We start from the raw sequence: 21,744 nt of genomic DNA on the forward strand, positions 1-21,744 counted from the left end.
TCATCTTTGGAACACACACAGTCCGTGCGCAGGTCCCTGCCAGACAGCCGTAATAACCGGATTATCCTCTCCGGCAAATGGAGGAACGGCATGCCATTCCCCTTCAGGTAAAACGATATCTGTCACCTCAAGCGTGGCGTTTATCACGATCAGAAAACGGTCTGAGAGCAGGATCTGCATCTGCCTCGGGCCGTTTTGCCACTCATCCGCACTTAAGGGTTGTGCGTATCGGTTCAGCCAACGCACATTGCCGTCGCCCTCTTCCCACCAGCGATCGTCTGTTAAGGCAGGGATCTGCTGGCGAAGATGAATCAACGCGGCGGTGAATGTGGTTAGCCCGCTGTTTGCCTGCCGCCAGTCCAGCCAGGTTAAGGCGTTATCCTGGCAGTAAGCGTTATTGTTACCGTGCTGGCTATGACCATGTTCATCTCCCGCCAGCAACATCGGCGTTCCCTGAGAGAGCAGCAGCGTCGTCAACAGGGCATGCATGCTGTCGCGTCGCCGTTCAATCAGGTCCAGCGTACCGCCTAATCCTTCTTTACCATGATTGTCGCTGTAGTTATTGCTAGTGCCGTCGCGATTTTCCTCACCATTCGCTTCATTGTGCTTATTTGTGAAGCACACACAGTCACGCAGCGTAAAACCATCGTGCGCCGTCACCAGATTGACCGATGCGCTGGGTTTGCGACCAGGGTGTTTAAACATGTCGCTGGAAGCCGCAAAACGTCCGGCAAACTCCCCAAGGGGCAGATTACGCTGGAGCCAGAAGCGTCGACTTGCATCGCGGAAATGGTCATTCCACTCAGCAAACGGCGGGGGAAAATTCCCAACCTGATACCCGCCTTCACCGATATCCCATGGCTCCGCAATCAGCTTAACGCCTGAAAGCAGCGGGCAGTTTTGGATGGCGGTAAACAGCGGCGCATCCTGACGAAACGCAGGCGTACGCCCCATGACGGATGCTAAATCAAAACGAAAACCGTCCACATGGCAGGTTTCCACCCAATAGCGCAGGCATTCACACGCATACTCCACCACGCCGGGATGGCTCAGGTTGAGGGTGTTCCCACAGCCGGTCCAGTTGTAGTAATCACCATCGTCCCTGATCCAATAATAGCTACGGTTATCAATTCCGCGCAGGGAGAAGACTGGCCCTTCAAGATCCAGCTCAGCGCTGTGGTTCAAAACGATATCGAGAATGACCTCAATCCCCGCTTTGTGTAGCGCTTTGACGGCATCGCGAAACTCATCCAGCGCGCGCTCAGGTGAGCAGGCATAGGCCGGATGCAGTGCAAACATGGCTACCGGGTTGTAGCCCCAGTAGTTCGACAGCCCCAGCCGCTGCAGTCGCGGCTCGCTGGCGAAATGCGCCACCGGAAGCAGTTCCAGCGCAGTAATGCCGAGACGCTTGAAATAGTCGATCATCACCGGATGACCGAGCGCTTTGTAAGTGCCGCGAATCTGTTGCGGAATGTCCGGGTGCAGATACGTCAGCCCTTTAACATGCGCTTCGTAGATAACGGTATTGCCCCACGGCGTGCGCGGCGGGGCATCGTCTTCCCAGTCATAATGGTCTGACACCACCACGCTTTTCAGGGCAATCGCCGCGTTATCGTGATGATCCGGTTCGTTCATTCCACCGTGCAGCAGCGGGTTATCTTTTAACTCGCCATCGACCCGGCGCGCGCAGGGGTCAATCAGCAGTTTCGCCGGGTTAAAACGGTGTCCCTGCTGCGGCTGCCACGGACCATGTACGCGGTAACCGTAGCGCAAACCGGGCCGGGCATCGGCCAGATAGCCGTGCCAGACATCACCGCTACGCCCCGGCAAATCATAGCGATGCTCACAGCCTTGCTCATCGAATATGCACAGTTCGACGCGCTCGGCGTGCGCCGAAAAAAGGGTGAAATTAACGCCATAGCCGTCATACGTTGCACCATGGGGGGTGGCATTGCCGGTTGCCAGTTGTGTCATCACCCCTCCCGCATCAGCCAAATCGTGGCCAGCGGCGGCAACGTCAGGCTCAGTGAATGCTGGCGACCGTGGCTGGCGATTTCATCGCTGTGTACCGCGCCGCCGTTGCCGGTATTGCTACCGTGGTAATGCATCGAGTCTGTGTTGAGGATTTCTCGCCATTTGCCCGGTTGATTGATGCCAAATCGGTAGCCGTGGCGAGGTACCGGCGTAAAGTTGCTGGCAACGATAATTTCATTACCGGCTTTATCACGACGAACAAAAATCAGCACCGACCGTTCGTTGTCATCGACTACCAGCCATTCAAAACCATAGCCGTCAAAGTCGAGTTCATGCAGCGCTTTGTGATGACGATAAGTGTGGTTCAGGTCGCGCACCAGACGCTGTACGCCGTGATGCCAGTTATCCCCCCCCTCCAGCAGATGCCAGTCGAGGCTGGCGTCGTGGTTCCATTCACGGCCCTGGGCAAACTCATTACCCATAAACAGCAGCTTCTTACCCGGGAAGGCCCACATCCAGCCATAGTAGGCGCGCAGGTTGGCAAACTTCTGCCACGCATCGCCCGGCATGCGGTCGAGGATCGATTTCTTACCGTGCACCACTTCATCGTGTGACAGCGGCAGCACAAAGTTCTCGGTGTAGTTGTACAGCATGCCGAAGGTCAGCTTATCGTGATGGTGCTGGCGATAAACCGGGTCCAGCTTCATGTAGTCCAGCGTGTCGTGCATCCAGCCGAGGTTCCACTTGAACCAGAAACCTAAGCCGCCCATGTCCTGCGGTCTTGATACACCGGCAAAATCGGTCGACTCTTCCGCCATACTCACCGCGCCCGGTACCTGTTCGCCAAGAATACGGTTGGTATTACGCAAAAATTCGATGGCTTCGAGGTTCTCACGCCCGCCGAATTCGTTCGGGATCCACTCGCCGTCTTTGCGGCTGTAATCGCGGTAAATCATCGACGCCACGGCATCCACGCGCAGCGCGTCAATGCCAAAGCGTTCAATCCAGTACAGGGCGTTACCCACCAGATAATTACTGACTTCACGGCGACCGTAGTTGTAGATCAGCGTGTTCCAGTCCTGGTGGTAGCCTTCGCGCGGGTCGCTGTGCTCATACAAGCTGGTACCGTCAAACTGCGCCAGACCGAAGTCATCCGACGGGAAGTGACCGGGTACCCAGTCGAGGATCACGTTCAGCCCCGCCTGATGCGCAGCATTCACAAAATAGCGGAAGTCATCGCGCGTGCCGAAGCGTCGGGTCGGTGCATACATGCCGGTCGGCTGATAGCCCCAACTGCCGTCAAACGGGTGCTCGCTAATCGGCAACAGCTCAATATGGGTAAAGCCCATCCACTTCACATAGGGGATCAGTTGATCCGCCAGTTCGCGATAGCTCAGCCAGAAGTTGTTGTCCGTATGGCGACGCCACGAGCCCAGATGCACTTCGTAGATAGAGATCGGCGCATCAAACTGGTTGGCTTTTTTGCGTTCCTCCGTTTGCACCACTTTTTCGGGCAAACCGCAGATCACCGACGCCGTTTCCGGGCGCATTTGCGCTTCAAAGGCATACGGGTCGGCTTTGACACGCAAATGACCGTTGGCATCGATCATCTCGTATTTGTACAGCTGCCCCTGCTGTGCACCGGGGATAAACAACTCCCAGATACCGCTCTCTTTGCGCAGGCGCATCGGGTGACGACGGCCGTCCCAATAGTTGAACTGTCCCACTACCGAAACGCGACGTGCGTTCGGTGCCCAGACGGAAAAACGCGTGCCGGTCACGCCGTCCATGGTATCCGCATGTGCGCCCAGCGTTTCGTACGGGCGCAGATGCGTCCCTTCGGACAACAGCCAGGCGTCCATATCCTGAATAAGCGGGCCAAAACGGTATGGGTCATCGATCAGATTCTGCTGTCCATGCCAGACAACAGCCAGCTGATAGCGAAAGAAATTTTTACGGCGGGGAATTACAGCACAGAAAAAACCGCGAGGGTCGAGGCAGTCCAGTTTGCCGACTTTACGTCCGGTTTTTGGTTCGATCACCCACACTTCGGTGGCGTCAGGTAATAGAGCACGGACTTCAAGTCCGGCGTCAGTTTGGTGCATACCGAGTACGGAAAAAGGATCCGCAAAATGGCCTGCAATTAGCGCATTAATCACGTCTCTATCGATACGAACGGACATGGTTGTCATCCTGTTTTATGGTGTCACCCCTTCCAACTGATTTTCGACATCAGGTAGTGACACTTTTTTTGACCTGAACGACGCAGCACAATTGTGCATCCTCTCTGCGTCGTCCCACCTTCAGGCAACAACTTAATACCTCCGGTATTAAGTCACTCTTAAAGAATAGCCAATGCTTTATCTTACTCCCGGTAAAAAATGAAACATCTGCGCTTACTCCTGTATTACGCAAAAAAAAGGGCGACTCAGCACCCAATGTTTAAACACGGTCTGTGTCTGCCGGATGGCGATACGCTTATCCGGCAGTCCCGCATTACGCCAGCTGACGTAGCATCCGGCGCAATGGCTCCGCAGCCCCCCAGAGCAGCTGGTCGCCCACGGTAAAGGCTGACAGGAACTCCGGTCCCATATTCAGCTTACGCAGACGACCGACTGGCGTGGTCAACGTACCGGTAACGGCCGCTGGGGTTAACTCACGCATGGTGATATCCCGATCGTTTGGCACCACTTTCGCCCACGGATTGTGCGCGGCCAGCAGTTCTTCCACGGTCGGAATCGACACATCTTTTTTCAGTTTAATCGTGAACGCCTGGCTGTGGCAGCGCAGTGCGCCGACGCGCACGCACAGACCATCCACCGGGATCACGGAAGACGTGTTAAGAATTTTGTTGGTTTCCGCCTGCCCTTTCCACTCTTCGCGGCTCTGGCCGTTATCGAGCTGTTTGTCGATCCACGGTATCAGGCTCCCGGCCAGCGGGACGCCAAAGTTATCAACCGGCAGGTCACCGCTACGGGACAGGGTTGTCACTTTACGTTCGATATCGAGGATAGCAGAAGAAGGGGTCGCCAGTTCATCGGCCACATGGCTATACAGATGGCCCATCTGCGACAGCAGTTCACGCATATGACGCGCACCGCCGCCGGAAGCCGCCTGGTAGGTCGCCACGGATACCCAGTCCACCAGATCGTTAGCGAACAGGCCGCCGAGTGACATCAACATCAGGCTAACGGTGCAGTTACCGCCGACAAAGGTCTTGATGCCTTTGTTCAGGCCATCGGTGATCACATCCTGGTTAACCGGATCGAGAATAATGATGGCATCGTCTTTCATGCGCAGTGAAGAGGCCGCGTCAATCCAGTAACCCTGCCAACCGCTTTCACGAAGCTTTGGATAGATTTCGTTGGTATAATCGCCGCCCTGACAGGTCACAATAATGTCGAGCGCCTTCAGCGCATCGAGATCAAATGCATCCTGAAGCATGCCGGTGGAGGTCGCACCAAACGTCGGTGCCGCCTGCCCAAGCTGGGAAGTAGAAAAGAAAACAGGGCGAATGGCGTCGAAGTCGCGTTCTTCTACCATGCGTTGCATGAGTACAGAGCCGACCATACCGCGCCAGCCGATAAAACCAACATTTTTCATAGCGTTTTTTTCCTGCAGAGATGTGTGCTGTGTATGTACGCCATTATCCTGTGACGTATCCTTCACCATACAAAAAGCAGCCAAAGTCGCAAGTGAAATTAATCAATGATAGCGAAGCCATCAGTAATGCGACTTATCCCGCTGCGCTCGCAAGCAGAAAGTCCGCGGTAATTATCAGGGAATTTGAGTTATGAATGAAATCATTTCAGCGGCAGTTTTATTGATCCTGATTATGGATCCGCTCGGAAATCTGCCCATTTTCATGTCCGTATTGAAACATACCGAACCGAAACGCCGTCGCGCAATTATGATTCGCGAGCTGTTTATTGCGCTGTTGGTGATGTTCATTTTCCTGTTTGCGGGCGAGAAAATTCTGGCATTTCTCAACCTGCGCGCGGAAACCGTCTCCATCTCCGGGGGCATCATTTTGTTCCTGATCGCCATCAAGATGATTTTCCCCAGCACGACCGGCAACAGCACCGGACTGCCGGCGGGTGAAGAGCCGTTTATCGTGCCGCTGGCCATTCCGCTGGTAGCCGGTCCGACAATCCTGGCATCATTAATGCTGTTATCGCATCAGTATCCGAATCAGATGGGACATCTGGTGATTGCGCTGTTGATCGCCTGGGGCGGTACGTTTGTGATTTTATTGCAGTCGTCGCTGTTCCTGCGCCTGCTGGGTGAGAAAGGGGTTAACGCGCTGGAGCGCCTGATGGGGCTGATTCTGGTGATGATGGCAACCCAGATGTTCCTCGATGGCGTACGGATGTGGATGAAGGGGTGACGCACTCATATTACGCCGGGTGGCGGCTTCGCCTGACCCGGCCTACGATGTGGGTGTGTGCTCGTTTGTAGGCCCGGTAAGCGCAAGTGCCACCGGGCAACCGTTTTGAAGCTGGAGAGCATGGCATTTCAGAGAACGATTCCGTTCACGTTATGTTCATTACTTCTCTGAGATCTCGTCACCGGTGAACGTGTTAAGGGGGCTACGCAGCCCCCTTAACAATCCCGGCTCCCGGCAGGAAAATTGCCACTTCGTGGTTCCCTCCACTTATTCCTCTAGGCTACCGGGCCGGGCGCGAGGCAGCGTCCATGCAAAACGCGCCCTGAACCCGCATCCCTGCGGGTTCTCCCGGCCTTACGGAAACGCGTCGGCAATTTTCAGCCGGACCAGCCCACACCTGACCACCTGAGCTTTTACTTGAATACCTCTGAACAGCAAAACGGATATAGCTGAAAGCCAGAGCGCTGAAGCGACACCTTGGTCCGGCTGAAAATCGATGAGGTGTTGACGGCTGACCGGGTCTGCCCGCAGGGATGCGGGCAGAGGGGACGGCCTGCCTCGCGTTATTGCAACCAACCTTAACGGAACCTGTACCGCATCACCTGCAAGCCAGCCTGACGGTGGAAACATTCCCCACCCGTTCTCCGCTCTTTGAGCCTGAACCCGACCAGATGGGGCGCTACTGTCAGTTATTAACGCACCTGCTGATGAGTAAAACGCTGTCTGACGAGATGGAACGCGTGGCGGGTGACTTACTGCAGGATCTGGTGGAATATTTCGCCGATACGCTAAAAGCGCCGCGCTGGCTGAAAACAGAAGAAGGGTTGGTCGTGCTATAAAAAAGCCGGGTAGCGCTTACCCGGTCTACGGTGTGGAAATGTGCTCGTTTGTAGGCCCGGTAAGCGCAAGCGCCACCGGGCAATGCCCTCAGCTCAATAGCTGGAAAGCAATCATACCGACAATTGCACCGACCGTGCCGAGGATGGTTTCCATCATCGTCCAGGTCTTCAGCGTTTGCGCTTCTGTCGCGCCGGTGAACTTACCGAACAGCCAGAAACCGGCGTCATTAACGTGGCTGACCACAATAGAGCCGCCCGCGATACAGATAGACAGGGCAGCCATCTGTGCGCCAGAGAAATTCAGCTGTTCAATCACCGGCATCACCAGACCGACCGCCGTTAAGCAGGCCACGGTTGCAGAACCCTGAATGATACGCACCGCCGCTGCCAGCACGAAGCAGGTGATGGCAATCGGCAGGCCCATGCCGGTTAATGCTTCACCCAGTGCCGGACCGACGCCGGAATCCACCAGCACCTGCTTGAATACGCCGCCTGCACCGATCACCAGCAGAATAATCCCCGCCGGTTGCAGCGCATGACCGCAGATCTCCATCACTTTGTCTTTTGGCATCCCCTGGCGAATGGCCAGGCCGTAAATCGCCACCAGGCACGCCACCAGAATCGCGGTGAACGGGTGGCCGATAAACTCGAACCATTCGTAGGTTGAAGAACCGACCGGCACAAAGCGTGCGGCGATGGTTTTCAGACCCACCAGTACCAGCGGCAGCAGGATCAGCGACAAGCTGAAGCCGAAGGATGGCATTTTCCCCTCGCCCAGATGCGGCTCGGTAATGTCTTCCGGCACGTGTAGCTCAACGTAACGGCTGATAAAGTTGCCCCACAGCGGCCCGGCGATAATCATGCCCGGGATCGCCGCACACAGGCCAATCAGGATCATCCAGCCAAAGTCGGCGTGCATCTGAGAAGCCAGCAGCATCGGCGCGGGCCCCGGCAGCAGAAACGCCGCCGCTGCCGCCACGCCCGCAAACAGCGGAATGACCAGCTTAACCAGGTTGGTACCGGTGTGGCGCGCCATCGAGAACGCCACGCTTATCAGCAGCACAATCGCCACTTCAAAGAACAACGGTAATGCGCAAATCAGACCGGCCAGGCCAATCGCATAGTGTGCGCGGCTGTGACCAAAGGATTTCAGCATTTTGACGGCAATCTGATCGACTGCGCCTGTTTCATGCAAAATCTTACCGAACATGGCACCGAGAGCGACCACAATCGCCAGGAAGCCCAGCGTGCCCCCCATCCCTTTTTCCATGGTGGCCGCGATTTTATCGAGCGGCATACCGGAAAAGAGACCTGCACCAATAGACACCACCATCAAAGCAACGAAGGCGTGCATACGCGCCTTCATCACTAAAAACAGCAGTAATAAAACGGACCCTACTGCTGTTAAAACAAGCGTTAATGTAGTCACTACTTACTGCCTTGGTTTATAACCTCAATGGTGCTCGCTACCACACCGTCCAGTGGTTGATCGATATCGACCACCAGTACATCGCTTTCGTCCGCACCCGGCTCTTCCAGCGCGTCAAACTGGGTAACCAGCATCTGCGTTTTGAAGAAGTGACCTTTGCGCGCTTTCAGGCGGCTTTCAATCACGTCGAAATCGCCCTTCAGGTAGATGAAAGAGAGGTTCGGATTGCCGTCGCGCAGTTGATCGCGATAGACTTTTTTCAGCGCAGAACACACGATCAGCGAGACCTTGTTGGTACGCTGCATCGCAAAGGCGGCGTCATTGAGCGCCTGTAACCACGGCTTACGGTCGTCGTCGTTCAACGGCTCACCGGCTGCCATTTTCGTAATGTTGCTGCGCGGATGGAGAAAATCGCCATCAAGAAACGCGGCCTGCAGTTGATGCGCCACTTCGCTGGCGACAGCAGATTTACCGCTGCCCGATACGCCCATCAGAACGTAAACGTGGTGATCATGATTAGTCGTGCTCAAAGCGTTGCCCCCACTGGTACAAGAATCAGGAATTGTTACGGGTAACTGTTATCGGTAACATTGTCCAGCCGGACAAATGGAGAAGCAATATCCATTCGTGCTCGAAGTGTATAAGTGTGAGCTACGTCAAACTTGTCGGCTTAAATAGATCCGCCCGGTGACAAGGTGAAACCTAAATCTAACATTTTAGGTGTGACTGCTTCACCACGGATGCGCGCCAGCAGACGCTCAGCGCCAATGCTGCCCATCCGTTCACGCGGCGTGAGCACGCTCGCCAGACGCGGTTCCATCACCTGCCCGATGTCATGACCGTGGAAACCAGCAATCGCCATATCATCCGGAATTTTTAGCCCTAAGCGCTGGCATTCAAATGCCGCCCCGACCGCCAGGTCATCGTTGGTACAGAACACACCGTCTAGCTGCGGGTATTCACGCCGCGCCTGACGGATTAGCTCAATACCGGACGAGTAAGAAGAAGACTGCTCCACCATCACGCTATACGGCACCAGGCCAGCGTCGCGCATGGCCTGCTCGTAACCCTTCTGTTTGATGATAGTACGTTCATCAAGGCGCGCACCCAGATAGGCAATATGGCGATGCCCTCGCGCGATAATGGCGGCGGTCATCTGACGGGCGGCTTCGAAGTTGTCAAAACCGACGGCGATATCCAGACACGGAGACTGGCTGTCCATCAGTTCAACCACCGGGATCCCCGCCACTTCGATCATTTTCAACGTACGCGGGGTGTGGCTGCGTTCGGTAAGGATCAGGCCATCGATATTCCACGACAGCATCGATTCCAGGCGTTCCTGCTCCATCTCGGGCTTATAGCCGTAGTGCGCCAGCATGGTCTGATAACCGTGGCGGTCAGTCACGGCCTCAATGCCGCGTAGCACTTCAGCAAAAACCTGGTTAGTAAGAGACGGTAACAGCACGCCGATAGCGCGGCTGGTGGCGTTAGAAAGGATATCAGGAGCGCGATTGGGAATATAACCCAGATCATCAAGTGCAGCGGCAATTTTGCCCCGCAGCGCCACGGAGACCTGCTCCGGGTTGCGCAAAAAGCGACTGACCGTCATTTTGGTCACGCCCACGCGGTCGGCTACATCCTGAAGTACGGGTCTTTTCTTTTTCATCGTCCTGAAGCGTTAAAAAGGGATAGATTCCCCGAGTTTACCACGGACGTGCGTGAACCTTCGCAGAGAAAAAAAGGAGTTTTTTATTGTGAGAAATACACAAAATCATTCGAGTTGCATCAAGGCGGCGACGCAGTAAATCCCCGGGAGCGTACATTTAGTACGCGACCGGGGTGAGCGAGGAAAGCCAACACAGATGCAGTTTGAAGGATGCCGTGTATTTTTATACAGGCGGCAAGTCAAACAGTAATACTTCGCTGTCGCTGTCGGCATGAATCGAAATGGCCTGTTCATCCCAGATTGCCAGACCATCACTGGTGGACGCTTTGGTTCCGTTGATGGTGACATTGCCTTTCACGACCTGGATCCACACGCGGCGTTCCGCGGCTATCTGATGTACCGATTGCTCATCTTTGAGCAGCGCCCAGCGATACAGCTCCATATCCTGGTAAACCTTCAGCGAACCGTCACGCGCATCCGGCGACAGCACCAGCTGTTTGCCCTGCGCGGCGTCAAAACGGCGCTGCTCGTAGCGTGGCGTAATGCCGTTTTCCTGCGGGATGATCCAAATCTGATACAGGTGCAGCTTCTCGGTGTCGCTTGGGTTGTACTCCGAGTGACGGATCCCCGTCCCGGCGCTCATAATCTGGAATTCACCTGCAGGTACCTGCTCTTTATTACCCATGCTGTCCTGATGCTCCACCGCACCTTCCAGTACGTAGGTCAGGATTTCCATGTCTTTATGGGGATGCGTACCAAAGCCCTGGCCTGCGTCGATCACGTCATCGTTAATCACGCGCAGTGCCGAGAACCCCATAAAATTCGGGTCATAGTAGTTGGCAAACGAGAAGGTATGCCAAGAATCGAGCCAGCCATGATTTGCATGACCACGGTCGTTTGCTTTGCGTAAGAAGATCATTGTGTTCACCCCCACATGTTTTCGATGGAGTCAGTGTGGACTCAATCACTCAGGGATCATAGAGGGTGAAAATTGACGCCTCTGTTCAAAAAAAATGAACAAGCCCAGAGGCGTCACTTAGCGCTATTTGGCGAGGGTTATCGTGGCAGGCATTGCCTGTTCAAAGGCGCGCTCAAGGATCTCGAGGTTAGTAAGAACGTCAGATTCCTTGACGTAATTAGGCGTACCGGTAGTCAGCGACTGATACAGCGCATCATAGACGCGGCCATAGTCGCCCACTTCCGGTTTCATCTCTTCTTTCACCGTGATGCCATCATCGTTGACATATTCCAGCACACCCACTGAATCATCGGCGGCAAAACCGGGTTCCCCCGGCATAATATTGACCTTCAGGCTGGTCTCCTGCTGGTCGATACCGTACTTCACAAACGAGCCTTTAGTGCCGTGAACGATAAACTTCGGATAGTCGATTTTCACCAGGTGGCTGGTTTTGACGATAGCCTTCAGGTCACCGTAGAACAGCTGCGCTTCAAAGGTATCATCAGGATTCGCTTTGTTACGCAGGCTACGGATGTCATAGGCCACGTGATCGGGGCGACCAAACAGCGAGATAATTTGGTCCATGGTGTGTACGCCCAGCCCATAGAATGCGCCGTCCTGCGGCAAACCCGGCTGGGTTTCCACCACCGGGCGGTAGTAGTCAAAATGGCTCTCCACTTCAACAATCTCGCCCAACTTGCCGCTCTCAATCGCCTTTTTGGCGGTGAGGAAGCAGGAATCAAAGCGACGATTCTGGTACGGCGTAACGATAAGCCCCTTGCTTTGCGCCAGTTCGAACAGCGCTTTTGCCTCTGCCAGCGTTGGTGTGAACGGTTTCTCCACCAGCACGTTTTTACCCGCTTCCAGCGCACGCTTTGCGTATTCAAAGTGACTGTCTGCATGTGTGCAGACGATCACCAGCTTCACCTGCGGATCGTTTAATACCTCGTCGAGGTCGCTGGTAAAGTGGATGTGTGAATATTGCGGTGCCTGCTCTTCCGGCTTGGCGTGACGACGGAAGATATGCGCGACATGCCAGGTATCTTTACGATTCAGAACGTAAGGGAGATGGTAACGGGTGGTGCTTTTGCCAAATCCAATAAATGCGCAGTGTAAGGTCATGAAACGATCCTTTTGAAGGTGATTACCTACACCATAGCGCAAAGCGGCTGGAGACTGAATGTTGGATTCTTTGCCGGATGGCGGCGGTGCCTTATCCGGCCTACAAAACCCGGATCTCTGCCGTAGGCCGGATAAGCGCAAGCGCCATCCGGCATCATCCCGGGGACAAAATGACAAGTAAGCCAGACTGAAACAAAACCCCAAAAAAAAAGCCAGCAAAAGCTGGCTAAAGTAATACTGGAAGCAATGTGAGCAATGTCGTGCTTTCAGGTTCTCCGTAGGGGTTCCCCTGAACGCAGAGCAATAATAATCATTCTCATTCGCACTTGTCTACTTCTTTTTGCAAAAAAATGCAGTTGACGGAATTTTCTTTCTCAGCGAGTGTAAATACACAATTACCCCTGCAGGAGATAAGGAATGAGTGAGATAGTGATACGCCACGCTGAAAAGAAAGATTATGACGCCATACGTCAAATCCATGCCCAGCCGGAGGTGTACCACAATACGCTACAGGTTCCTCATCCTTCCATGGATATGTGGCAAGAACGGCTCGCCGAGCAAGCCGGGGTTAAACAGTTGGTTGCCTGTATTGATGATATCGTTGTGGGTCATCTTTCTATTGCCGTCGCCCAGCGCCCGCGCCGCAGTCATGTTGCCGATTTTGGTATCTGCGTAGATGCCCGCTGGCAAAACCGCGGTGTTGCCAGCGCGCTCATCCGTACCATGATCGACATGTGCGACAACTGGCTGCGCGTTGACCGTATAGAGCTGACGGTATTTGTTGATAATGCGCCTGCTGTCGCAGTCTACAAGAAGTATGGTTTTGAAATCGAAGGCACCGGTAAGCAATACGGTCTGCGCAACGGTGAGTACGTTGATGCGTACTTTATGGCGCGCGTGAAGTAATGGTTGGGCGAGTCATCTCGCCCTTTTTATTGAAAGGACGCAAGAGTGAAAAAGTATCTTCCCCTGGTTTTGCTGGCAACCATCCTCCCCGCTTATGCCACCACCGTACAAAATCTCGATGCCGTACCCAGTGCCATTCAACATCCGGAAGGTAAGCAGATTTTCGCCGAGCAAATGATGGGGGCAACGCCCGCCAAAGGGTTTGGTGAACTGCCGCAAGGGTTAGAGGTGGCGCAATGGATTAGCTGGGTTGCGCCGAATGAAGACCCCAAAAACCTGATTATGACCGGTGCCAAAGCCTGGGGCAAAAACGGGAAATACATTGGCGTCGCCTGTTTTGCCGATAATCAGGCAGAGGCAGAACAAACCAGGAAACGCGCAGATAACGGCTGTCCGGAAAATTACAGCACCAGCCGCGTCAATAAATTATATCTCGGCGTTTTTTCCTGGCAGAATCAACAGTTGCAGCCGATCGCACGTTCAGAAAAACCGCTGGACCAGCTCTCAACGTGGAATAAAAACGCCGAAGCGCAGAGTGATGATGAGTCCGTCAAACCGCTGGCTTATTACACCAAACTGGATCTGGCCCCTTATCGGATCGCACCCGATACCCTGGCATTCGGGGTACGCGGCGGGTACTCAAATGCGTATTCCGGCGGCGGTGCATTTTATGAAGTGCTGGAGCTCTACGCGATTAAAGACAACAAGATAATCAACGTGTTTTCCAACCTTGTTTACCAATATCAGGATATCGCCGGGGACTGGAATCAGGACGGAACGCGACAGCACGACATCAGCGAAAGTAAGTACATCCTGAAAATACGCACGGCAAAGACCGCCGGTTTTTATGACGTAGAGCGTGTTAACCTTGAGGATAAAAGCAGTCGCATATATCGCTGGTCTGAATCACAGCAACAGTACGTTCCCTAGCTGACAGATAAGGCCTACAGCGTATAGCACGATGTAGGCCATTCACCTTAGTACCCCGCCGTTAAATCATCCACGGAGCGTGGGTCAGATGCGCCATACAGTGCGCCATCCGGCCCGACCATAATGCTCTGGGTGCTGCCCATCGCCTCTTTGAGCGCGACTTTTTGCCCTTTCTGTTCTAACAGTTTGATGGTGTCCGGGCTGAAGCCTTTCTCGATGCGCAGCTCATCCGGCAACCACTGATGATGGAAACGCGGTGCATTGGTGGCTTCGGCGACGTTCATTCCAAAATCAATGCTGTTGACCACCATTTGCAGCACAGTAGTGATAATACGACTGCCGCCAGGGCTGCCGGTAACCAGCCAGGTTTTGCCGTCTTTCACTACGATGGTCGGCGACATGGACGACAGCGGGCGCTTATTCGGCCCGACCGCGTTGGCATCACCCCCCACCAGCCCGTAAACGTTCGGGACACCCGGTTTGGCAGAGAAGTCATCCATTTCGTTATTGAGCAGAATACCGGTGTTACCCGCCACAATACCGGTGCCGAAGGTGGTGTTCAGGGTATAGGTCACCGCCACGGCGTTGCCGTCTTTATCCACCACCGAGAAGTGGGTGGTTTGGTTACTTTCGTACGGGGCAAGCTTGCCCGGTTTGATCTGACTGGAGGGTTTGGCTTTATTGATATCGATCTGCTCGGCAAGCGATTTGGCATACGCTTTGTTGGTCAGCGCCTGCCACGGTACCTTCACAAAATCCGGATCGCCAAGGTATTCAGAGCGGTCGGCGTAAGCATACTTCTCCGCCTCCGCCATCACCTGCATGGCATCGGCGCTGCCAAATCCGTATTTCTTCATATCGAAGTTTTCGAGAATATTAAGGATCTGCACAATATGAATACCGCCAGAGGACGGGGGCGGCATCGAGAAGACCTGGTATCCGCGATAGTCGCCACTAATCGGTTTACGCTCCACGGCTTTATAAGCGGCTAAATCGTCTTTGCTCATCAGCCCGCCGTTCTTCTTCATCTCCTCGGCTATCTGATCGGCAATCGCCCCTTTATAAAACGCATCCGGGCCATTCTCGGCAATCATCTCGAGGCTTTTCGCCAGGTTTTTCTGTACCAGCTTGTCGCCCTTTTTCAGCGGTTCGCCGTCTTTCCAGAAAATAGCTTTGCTGTTCTCGTGGTTGGGGATCACTTCGCTGCCGTAGGTTTTGAGATCGTCAGCCAGCGCATCGTTTACCACAAACCCCTCTGCCGCCAGCTTCATCGCCGGGCGTACCACTTTGTTGAGCGGCATCGTGCCGTATTTCTCCAGCGCCAGCGAGAATCCGGCCACGGTCCCCGGCGTGCCGGAAGCCAGATGCGAGGTTAGCGATTTTTTACTGTCCGGATTGCCCTGATCGTCGAGGAACATATCACGCGTGGCGTTAGCCGGCGCCATTTCACGGAAATCGATAGCGGTCGTATTTCCGTCTTTGGTGCGCAGCAGCATAAATCCACCGCCGCCCAGGTTCCCCGCCTGGGGATGCGTCACCGCCAGTGCATACCCCACGGCCACGGCGGCATCTACCGCGTTCCCCCCCTGCTTTAAGATATCTACCCCAACCTGCGTGGCCATCGCATCCACGGAGGCAACCATCCCCTGCTGCGCGCGCACGGGATGGAACACATCTTCTTCCACGCCATATGATACTGGCGGCGCGGCCGGTGCGGCAGCCGCGCTGAAACAGCTTCCTGAGAGCAGAGCAGCAATGGCTACCCGGCGTATAAACGTCGGTTTTATCATCGTTATTCTCCAGATGTACGGGGGTCTGCCCCCACTAAGCCTGGTGCATAACTCTGAAATAACCATCGTAACGACGAGAAAGGAGTAAACTAAAGAGATCCCCGAGAGGAGAAAAGCGATGAAACGACTCTTGATTTTAGCCATGCTATTGCCGTTTGCAGGCTTTGCACAGCCCATCAACACCATGAACAACCCGAATCAACCGGGTTATCAGATCCCGAGTCAGCAGCGGATGCAGACACAAATGCAATCACAGCAAATTCAGCAGAAAGGGATGCTGAACCAACAGTTGCAGACGCAGACGCGCATGCAACAGCAGCATATGGAAAATCAGATCAACACCAACTCCCAGCGCGTGCGCCAGTCTCAGCCGGGGGAGTTGAATACCAGCCAACAGCAAATGCTACCCAACAACAACGGTGGGATGCTAAACACCAACCGCAATCCGGACAGCACGCTGAATAAACAGCAGCAAATGCTGTCGGAGAAAAAGAACGGCGACATGCTTAAGCCCTCCAGCACGCCGCAGCCTAACGTGCCGTTAAAAACGATTGGGCCTTAATAGGGCTGAAAATCCGGCCCAATGACATCAATGGCATCGGTACAGATGCAATCCACCCCCCAGCGCAATAGCTCTGCCGCGCGCTGGGGCCGATTGACGGTGTACACCAGAATGCGTAACCCGGCATCGCGAAGCGCATCCACACGCGCTTCATCCAGCAGCTTATGGTTGAGATGAATGGATACGCAGCCCAGTCGCGACGTGAGTTCGCGCCAGTCGTCACGCCATTCATCAAGCAGCAGCCCGCGCGGCAGTTCTGGTGCGGCCTGCTGTGCAGCTTCAAGAGCCTCAATGTCAAAGGATGACAGCAGCGGCGGCGTCATGTCAGCCCAGAGTTCACGCGCTGCCAGCGCAACGGCTCTGCCGGTGAGTGCCTCGCTACCCGTAGTGGGTTTAATCTCAATATTGGCCATCATGCGATGCTGACGGCAGCGGTCCGCCACCTGAGAAAGCAACGGCAACGGCTCGCCTTTGAACTCGCCGCTAAACCAGCCCCCGGCATCAACGCGCAGCAGATCCTGCCAGTTCAGCTCCCCTGCGACGCCCCAGCCGTTGCTGGTGCGTTCAAGGTTGTCGTCGTGCAGTAAGAAGATCTCGCCATCTTTTGACAATTTCGCGTCAAATTCGATCATGGTATGCCCGAATCGCGCCCCCACATCGATTGCCGCCAGGGTGTTTTCCGGGGCCAGTTTACCGCCACCACGATGGGCGACAATATGGGGATAAGGCCAGTTACTCATACTCGTTGTCCTGTTTCGCCATCAAAGAGATGCATATGGTTTTCGGGCAGATGCAGCCACAGCGTGCTGCCTGCCGTCGGGCGATGCTGATGCGCCAGCCGCACCACCAGTTTCTGCTCGCCCCAGCGTCCGTGGGCCAGGTTATCCGCGCCCAGCATTTCCAGAGTGTCCAGCACCTGCGGCACGCCGCCTTCGGCCTGCGAGCTTAGCGCAATATGCTCCGGGCGGATACCCAACGTCATGTTACGCCCAATATGGCGCGAATAATCCTTGCCGAGGGGCAACATCATGCCGCTATCCAGCTCAAAATGATGGCCCGTGGCGCTGATACGCCCGTCCAGAAGGTTCATGGCCGGGCTGCCGATAAAGCTCGCCACAAAGCGGCTGGCCGGTTTTTCGTACACCTCAACCGGCGTACCGATTTGTTCGGCGACGCCTTTGTTCATCACCAGTACCCGCTGGGCAAGGGTCATAGCTTCGACCTGATCGTGGGTTACGTAAAGTGAGGTGGTTTTCAGTCGCCGGTGCAGATGTTGTAACTCCAGACGCATCTGCACGCGCAGCTTGGCATCAAGGTTGGAAAGCGGCTCATCAAACAGAAATACTGCCGGTTCGCGCACAATCGCCCGTCCCATCGCCACACGCTGACGCTGGCCACCGGAAAGCTCGCGTGGGCGACGTTTGAGCAGTTCGCTCAGCTCAAGGATACGCGCGGCATCGTTCACACGCTCGGCAATGTGCGCTTTGCTCATGCCGCGAATTTTCAGCCCCCAGGCCATATTTTCTTCCACACTCATATGCGGGTAGAGCGCGTAATTCTGGAACACCATCGCAATACCGCGATCTTTCGGCTCCATCTCGGTGACGCGCTTATTTTCAATCCAGATATCGCCGCTGCTCACCCGCTCCAGTCCGGCGACCATCCGCAGCAGCGTAGACTTACCGCAGCCGGACGGCCCGACCATTACGATAAACTCTCCGTCCGCAACGTCCAGCGTCAGCGGTTTAATCACCTGGGTTTTACCGTCCCAGCTTTTGGTTACTGCCTGTAGTTTTAAACCAGCCATTTTATTTCTCACTATCGACCAGGCCACGCACAAACGCGCGCTGCATGGCTAACACGATGATTACCGGAGGGATAAGCGTTAGCAGCATAGCTGCCATCACGTGGTTCCACTGCGTCGTACCTTCACCGGTGGCGATCATGCCTTTGATACCCGCCACCGCCGTGCCCAGGTTCACGTCGGTAATAATCAACAACGGCCACAGATACTGGTTCCAGCCGTAAATAAAGGTGATGACGAACAGCGCCGCCAGATTGGTTTTTGACAACGGCAGCACGATGTCGCGGAAAAAACGCATCGGTGATGCGCCGTCAATACGCGCCGCTTCCACCAGTTCATCTGGCAGGGTCATAAAGAACTGGCGGAACAGGAATGTCGCGGTGGCGGATGCCATCAGCGGCAGCGTCAGACCTGCGTAGCTGTCGAGCATTTTCAGGTTGGCGATCACCTCTACCGTCGGGAAAATTCGCACCTCCACCGGCAGCATCAACGTAATAAAAATCATCCAGAAGAACAGGTTACGCAGCGGAAAGCGAAACCAGACGATGGCGAATGCGGAGAGCATCGACACCGTGATTTTCCCCAGCGTAATGCTGAACGCCATGATGAAACTGTTGAGCATCATCAACCAGAATGGTGCGCTGTTCACGCCCACCCCGTTGACCCAGATGGTGTGCATGTTATCCAGCAGATGGGTTCCGGGAACCAGCGTCATCGGCGTGTCATATACCGCTTGGTTGTCCAGCGTCGCCGCCACAAACGCAACGTACAGCGGGAACAGGATCACCATGATCCCCAGAATCAGCAGGGTATGGCTGAATATTGTCAGCCAGCGACGGTTCTCAATCATTGGTAACGCACCTTACTTTCCACATAGCGGAACTGCACCACGGTCAAAATAATAACGAGGAACATCAGCACCACCGATTGTGCAGCGGAAGACGCCAGATCCAGCCCGACAAATCCTTCACGGTAGATCTTATAAATCAGCGTGGTCGTCGCCTGCACCGGTCCGCCCGCCGTGGCGGCATCAATTACCGGGAAGGTGTCAAAGAAGGCGTACACCAGATTCACCACCAGCAGGAAAAAACTCACCGGGGCAATCAGCGGCAGCGCCAGCTTGAAGAAACGACGGATGGGACCCGCACCGTCAATCGCGGCGGCTTCTATCAGCGAGCGAGGAATAGACTGTAATGCGGCAAAGAAGAACAGGAAGTTGTAACTAATTTGCTTCCAGACCGAGGCAAACACCACGAGGAACATGGCCTGACCGCTGTTTTGCGCATGATTCCAGTCATAGCCAAACTCACCGAGAAAATGCGTAATCAGCCCGCGCCCTGGATTAAACAGAAAGATCCACAGCACCGCAGCGACGGCAGGGGCCACCGCATAAGGCAGCAGCATCAGCGTCTGGTAGAAACGGCTGCCGCGCACCACGTAATTCACCAGCGCGGCAAAAAACAGCGACACCAACAGACCGCTTACCGTGACTAACGTACTGAACTTGATGGTGGTCCAGAACGAATCAAGGTAGTACGGGTCATGAAACAGCGCGACAAAATTATCCAGCCCCACGAACTGGCTGGAAAAACCAAATGGATCGACGCTTTGTAGCGAATACCACAGCGCTTCACCCGCAGGCCAGATAAAGAAAATAAGGGTGATAGCCAGCTGCGGGGCCACCAATAAATAGGGTAGCCAGCGCGAGCGAAACACCGGTCGGGATGAGGACATGACAGTTCTTTTCCTGGAAGGTGCCGGATAGCGCTCCGCTTATCCGGCCTACGCGCATTTGTAGGCCAGATAAGGCGAAGCCGTCACCCGGCATTTCACATTACGATTTAGTCGACTGCTCGAAGCGACGCAGTAACTGGTTGCCGCGCTCAACGGCGGTATCCAACGCTTGCTGTGGGGTTTTCTTCCCGGTCCAGACGCTTTCCAGTTCCTCATCCACGATGGTGCGGATCTGCGGCATATTGCCCAAGCGCAGTCCTTTGGTGAACGGCAACGGTGGCTTGTTCAGCATCTGACGCGTGGCGGTATCCGCCCCCGGGTTCTTGTCATAGAAACCCTGTTCGCGGGTCAGATCGTAGGCGGCGGTGGTGATCGGCAGATAGCCCGTTTTCTGGTGCCATTCAGCCGCAATTTCAGGCTTCGCCAGGAAGTTAAGGAACTGCGCCACGCCAGCGTAGGTTTCTTTGTCTTTACCCTGCATCACCCACAGGCTCGCACCGCCGATAATCGCGTTCTGCGGGGCACCCTTCACGTCGGCATCGTACGGCATCATACCGACGCCATAGTTGAATTTCGCATAGTGACGGATGTCGGCCAGAGAGCCGGAAGAAGCAGTGGTAATCGCACAGTCACCGCTGTAAAACTTCTCGGTGGATTCATCTTTGCGCCCGAAGTAGCTAAAATCACCCTTCTTGTTTAGCTCTTGCAGCAGTGCAATATGTTTCACCTGCTCCGGCTTATTAAACTCCAGCACCGCATCGGTACCGTCAAAACCATTGTTTTTAGTGGCGACCGGCAAACCGTTCCAGGCACTAAAGTTTTCAATCTGGATCCATCCCTGCCAACCGCTGGCATAGCCGCACTTCATGCCGGCGGCCTTCAGCTTCGCGGTGTACTCCGCCAGGTCCTGCCAGGTTTTTGGCGGCTGTTCAGGGTCTAAACCGGCTTTTTTGAAGGCATCTTTGTTGTAGTACAGCACCGGGGTGGAGCTGTTAAACGGCTGGGAGAGCAAATGTCCGGTTTTAGAGTCGGTGTAATAACCGGAAACCGTCGGCACAAACTGAGACTCATCAAAGTTAATTCCGGCCTCTTTGAACACTTCATAGACCGGCTTAATTGCCTTTGAGGCCATCATGGTTGCCGTCCCGACTTCGTAAACCTGCAGCAGAGCAGGCGCGTTACCGGTACGGAATGCGGCGATCCCCGCGCTCAGGCTCTGCTCATAGTTGCCTTTGTACTGCGGAACGATTTTGTAGTCGGGATTGGATTCATTAAAACGTTGCGCCAGTGAATCAACTTCTTTACCCAGTTCGCCTTCCATTGAATGCCAGAACGGGATAGTGGTGACGGCCAGTGCCTGACCTGCAAATGCCAGGCTGATTGCCAGTCCTAAAGCTGTATGTCGTAACGATTTCATCGGTTATCTCTCTTGTTGTGCCGGATGCGCGATATCACGCGTTTTATGCTCGCGGGGGTAACATGACATGCTCGAATGACAGAAAAATAACTTTTTTATTACAAAAAAAAGATAGTAAGGCGACAGAGAGATGGCAAGGCAGTGAAGGTTATGAGAAGGGAAAATGGGAGCTGAGACACGGATGGAGGCGTTACGCTTCCCTGGGAAATGGCCCAAGTTTCTACAA

At 54.7% G+C, this 21,744-nt stretch carries 19 protein-coding genes and 1 pseudogene; 6 read left to right on the forward strand and 14 right to left on the reverse strand.

Features of this window, described 5'->3' with window-relative positions:
• From glgX to asd, 3 genes are all read right to left on the reverse strand, one after another.
• Entirely contained in the window at window positions 1–1,974 is a 1,974-nt protein-coding gene (gene glgX, locus QNN86_RS09415) for a glycogen debranching protein GlgX (RefSeq protein WP_414210998.1), read from the reverse strand.
• Window positions 1,974–4,157 (reverse strand): 1,4-alpha-glucan branching enzyme, encoded by a 2,184-nt coding sequence (gene glgB, locus QNN86_RS09420; RefSeq protein ID WP_279277565.1) that lies wholly within the window; start codon window positions 4,155–4,157, stop codon window positions 1,974–1,976. Before glgB ends, glgX begins: the two co-directional genes overlap by 1 nt.
• Before the next feature lie 313 nt (window positions 4,158–4,470).
• Window positions 4,471–5,577, reverse strand: coding sequence for an aspartate-semialdehyde dehydrogenase (gene asd / locus QNN86_RS09425; protein ID WP_181618399.1), 1,107 nt, complete (start codon window positions 5,575–5,577; stop codon window positions 4,471–4,473).
• 190 nt (window positions 5,578–5,767) lie between these two features.
• On the opposite strand from asd, the gene yhgN reads away from it, so the two are divergent.
• The gene (yhgN, locus tag QNN86_RS09430; RefSeq protein WP_181618398.1) at window positions 5,768–6,361 is read left to right on the forward strand and encodes an NAAT family transporter YhgN; all 594 of its coding nucleotides are present in this window, start codon (window positions 5,768–5,770) and stop codon (window positions 6,359–6,361) included.
• Window positions 6,362–6,909: 548 nt separating this feature from the next.
• Window positions 6,910–7,200: pseudogene (locus tag QNN86_RS09435) on the forward strand (hypothetical protein); the annotation flags it as partial.
• An 88-nt stretch (window positions 7,201–7,288) separates the two neighbouring features.
• On the opposite strand, the gene gntU reads toward QNN86_RS09435, so the two are convergent.
• The 5 genes from gntU to QNN86_RS09460 form a co-directional block, all read right to left on the reverse strand.
• A complete protein-coding gene (gntU, locus tag QNN86_RS09440; RefSeq protein WP_115257284.1) occupies window positions 7,289–8,629 on the reverse strand; it encodes a gluconate transporter in 1,341 nt (446 codons plus the stop codon).
• Complete coding sequence (gene gntK, locus QNN86_RS09445) at window positions 8,629–9,159, reverse strand: gluconokinase (protein ID WP_181618397.1); 531 nt, start codon at window positions 9,157–9,159, stop codon at window positions 8,629–8,631. The genes gntU and gntK overlap by 1 nt, the downstream gene beginning before the upstream one ends.
• A 140-nt stretch (window positions 9,160–9,299) precedes the next feature.
• Window positions 9,300–10,295: a gluconate operon transcriptional repressor GntR gene (gntR, locus tag QNN86_RS09450; protein WP_181618396.1), complete on the reverse strand. Its 996-nt coding sequence runs from the start codon at window positions 10,293–10,295 to the stop codon at window positions 9,300–9,302.
• Between the two features lie 223 nt (window positions 10,296–10,518).
• The gene (yhhW, locus tag QNN86_RS09455) at window positions 10,519–11,214 is read right to left on the reverse strand and encodes a quercetin 2,3-dioxygenase (RefSeq protein ID WP_115257283.1); all 696 of its coding nucleotides are present in this window, start codon (window positions 11,212–11,214) and stop codon (window positions 10,519–10,521) included.
• Between the two features lie 123 nt (window positions 11,215–11,337).
• A complete protein-coding gene (locus QNN86_RS09460) occupies window positions 11,338–12,375 on the reverse strand; it encodes an oxidoreductase (RefSeq protein ID WP_414210999.1) in 1,038 nt (345 codons plus the stop codon).
• Window positions 12,376–12,433: 58 nt separating this feature from the next.
• Here QNN86_RS09460 and QNN86_RS09465 point away from each other — a divergent pair, with 58 nt between their 5' ends.
• The 3 genes from QNN86_RS09465 (at window position 12,434) to QNN86_RS09475 (ending at window position 14,211) form a co-directional block, all read left to right on the forward strand.
• Entirely contained in the window at window positions 12,434–12,556 is a 123-nt protein-coding gene (locus QNN86_RS09465; protein WP_276568866.1) for a hypothetical protein, read from the forward strand.
• 236 nt (window positions 12,557–12,792) lie between these two features.
• Window positions 12,793–13,281 carry an N-acetyltransferase gene (gene yhhY / locus QNN86_RS09470; protein ID WP_181618394.1) on the forward strand — a complete coding sequence of 163 codons (489 nt, stop codon included), beginning with the start codon at window positions 12,793–12,795 and terminating at the stop codon, window positions 13,279–13,281.
• Between the two features lie 45 nt (window positions 13,282–13,326).
• On the forward strand, window positions 13,327–14,211 hold the full coding sequence (locus tag QNN86_RS09475) for a hypothetical protein (RefSeq protein ID WP_279277562.1): 885 nt from the start codon (window positions 13,327–13,329) through the stop codon (window positions 14,209–14,211).
• Between the two features lie 47 nt (window positions 14,212–14,258).
• Here QNN86_RS09475 and ggt read toward each other — a convergent pair whose 3' ends face one another.
• Window positions 14,259–16,001, reverse strand: a complete 1,743-nt coding sequence (gene ggt / locus QNN86_RS09480) for a gamma-glutamyltransferase (RefSeq protein ID WP_181517771.1) — start codon at window positions 15,999–16,001, stop codon at window positions 14,259–14,261.
• 118 nt (window positions 16,002–16,119) lie between these two features.
• Between ggt and QNN86_RS09485 the strand changes: the two genes are divergently transcribed.
• Window positions 16,120–16,563 carry a DUF2756 family protein gene (locus tag QNN86_RS09485; RefSeq protein ID WP_096759238.1) on the forward strand — a complete coding sequence of 148 codons (444 nt, stop codon included), beginning with the start codon at window positions 16,120–16,122 and terminating at the stop codon, window positions 16,561–16,563.
• Here QNN86_RS09485 and ugpQ read toward each other — a convergent pair.
• The 5 genes from ugpQ to ugpB all read right to left on the reverse strand — a co-directional run bounded on the left by ugpQ (window position 16,560) and on the right by ugpB (window position 21,518).
• Window positions 16,560–17,303, reverse strand: a complete 744-nt coding sequence (gene ugpQ, locus QNN86_RS09490) for a glycerophosphodiester phosphodiesterase (protein WP_181618391.1) — start codon at window positions 17,301–17,303, stop codon at window positions 16,560–16,562. The genes QNN86_RS09485 and ugpQ overlap by 4 nt on opposite strands.
• Entirely contained in the window at window positions 17,300–18,370 is a 1,071-nt protein-coding gene (locus tag QNN86_RS09495; RefSeq protein ID WP_174361254.1) for a sn-glycerol-3-phosphate import ATP-binding protein UgpC, read from the reverse strand. Before QNN86_RS09495 ends, ugpQ begins: the two co-directional genes overlap by 4 nt.
• A gap of 1 nt (window position 18,371) precedes the next feature.
• On the reverse strand, window positions 18,372–19,217 hold the full coding sequence (gene ugpE / locus QNN86_RS09500) for a sn-glycerol-3-phosphate ABC transporter permease UgpE (protein WP_115257274.1): 846 nt from the start codon (window positions 19,215–19,217) through the stop codon (window positions 18,372–18,374).
• On the reverse strand, window positions 19,214–20,101 hold the full coding sequence (ugpA, locus tag QNN86_RS09505; protein ID WP_096759234.1) for a sn-glycerol-3-phosphate ABC transporter permease UgpA: 888 nt from the start codon (window positions 20,099–20,101) through the stop codon (window positions 19,214–19,216). Before ugpA ends, ugpE begins: the two co-directional genes overlap by 4 nt.
• A gap of 100 nt (window positions 20,102–20,201) precedes the next feature.
• A complete protein-coding gene (ugpB, locus tag QNN86_RS09510) occupies window positions 20,202–21,518 on the reverse strand; it encodes a sn-glycerol-3-phosphate ABC transporter substrate-binding protein UgpB (RefSeq protein WP_096759233.1) in 1,317 nt (438 codons plus the stop codon).
• Window positions 21,519–21,744 lie beyond the last annotated feature (226 nt).

The organism is Citrobacter sp. C348 (assembly GCF_047467975.1).
GTDB lineage: Bacteria > Pseudomonadota > Gammaproteobacteria > Enterobacterales > Enterobacteriaceae > Citrobacter > Citrobacter gillenii.

Coding starts and splice junctions, on each gene's coding strand:
- glgX (WP_414210998.1), bottom strand. CDS start 1,974: ATGACACAACTGGCAACCGGCAATGCCACCCCCCATGGTGCAACGTAT.
- glgB (WP_279277565.1), bottom strand. CDS start 4,157: ATGTCCGTTCGTATCGATAGAGACGTGATTAATGCGCTAATTGCAGGC.
- asd (WP_181618399.1), bottom strand. CDS start 5,577: ATGAAAAATGTTGGTTTTATCGGCTGGCGCGGTATGGTCGGCTCTGTA.
- yhgN (WP_181618398.1), top strand. CDS start 5,768: ATGAATGAAATCATTTCAGCGGCAGTTTTATTGATCCTGATTATGGAT.
- gntR (WP_181618396.1), bottom strand. CDS start 10,295: ATGAAAAAGAAAAGACCCGTACTTCAGGATGTAGCCGACCGCGTGGGC.
- yhhW (WP_115257283.1), bottom strand. CDS start 11,214: ATGATCTTCTTACGCAAAGCAAACGACCGTGGTCATGCAAATCATGGC.
- QNN86_RS09460 (WP_414210999.1), bottom strand. CDS start 12,375: ATGACCTTACACTGCGCATTTATTGGATTTGGCAAAAGCACCACCCGT.
- QNN86_RS09465 (WP_276568866.1), top strand. CDS start 12,434: ATGTTGGATTCTTTGCCGGATGGCGGCGGTGCCTTATCCGGCCTACAA.
- yhhY (WP_181618394.1), top strand. CDS start 12,793: ATGAGTGAGATAGTGATACGCCACGCTGAAAAGAAAGATTATGACGCC.
- ggt (WP_181517771.1), bottom strand. CDS start 16,001: ATGATAAAACCGACGTTTATACGCCGGGTAGCCATTGCTGCTCTGCTC.
- QNN86_RS09485 (WP_096759238.1), top strand. CDS start 16,120: ATGAAACGACTCTTGATTTTAGCCATGCTATTGCCGTTTGCAGGCTTT.
- ugpQ (WP_181618391.1), bottom strand. CDS start 17,303: ATGAGTAACTGGCCTTATCCCCATATTGTCGCCCATCGTGGTGGCGGT.
- QNN86_RS09495 (WP_174361254.1), bottom strand. CDS start 18,370: ATGGCTGGTTTAAAACTACAGGCAGTAACCAAAAGCTGGGACGGTAAA.
- ugpE (WP_115257274.1), bottom strand. CDS start 19,217: ATGATTGAGAACCGTCGCTGGCTGACAATATTCAGCCATACCCTGCTG.
- ugpA (WP_096759234.1), bottom strand. CDS start 20,101: ATGTCCTCATCCCGACCGGTGTTTCGCTCGCGCTGGCTACCCTATTTA.
- ugpB (WP_096759233.1), bottom strand. CDS start 21,518: ATGAAATCGTTACGACATACAGCTTTAGGACTGGCAATCAGCCTGGCA.